Raw genomic sequence first — 400 nt, 5'->3', positions numbered from 1 at the left:
CTGCAACAGCGCCTTTACCCATGATGGTTTTTCCTATGATAAGGAACGGCTTTTCTGTTTCTGCTTTGGCTGCTTCCAGGGCCTTGCGGATCTCATCGGCGTTGTTACCATCGATAGTCATCACAGCCCATCCCCAGGCCTCATATTTTTTTGCTGTATCCTCTACGGTTACCTCATCTGTTGTTGTTGATAACTGGATATCATTTGAATCATAGAACATGATCAGGTTGTTCAACCCTAAATATCCTGCAATACGGCCGGCTCCCTGCGAAATCTCTTCCTGGATACCACCATCCGAGATAAAAGTATAGATATCGTGAGACATCCATTCGCCAAATCTCTCTTTCAGGAACTTTTCTGCGATAGCTGCCCCTACTGCCATGGTATGCCCTTGTCCAAG

The 400-nt window shown here is 46.2% G+C and carries 1 protein-coding gene; it reads right to left on the bottom strand.

Features of this window, described 5'->3' with window-relative positions; genetic code table 11:
* Positions 1-400, bottom strand: a 400-nt coding sequence (locus tag OM074_RS21265; RefSeq protein WP_494515699.1) for a thiamine pyrophosphate-binding protein, incomplete at both ends; no start/stop codon positions are given.

The organism is Plebeiibacterium marinum, from assembly GCF_026013615.1.
Taxonomy (GTDB): Bacteria; Bacteroidota; Bacteroidia; order Bacteroidales; family Marinilabiliaceae; genus Saccharicrinis; species Saccharicrinis marinus_A.
The sequence above is the reverse complement of the archived record's forward strand: the minus strand, read 5'-3'. Positions and strand labels throughout refer to the sequence as shown.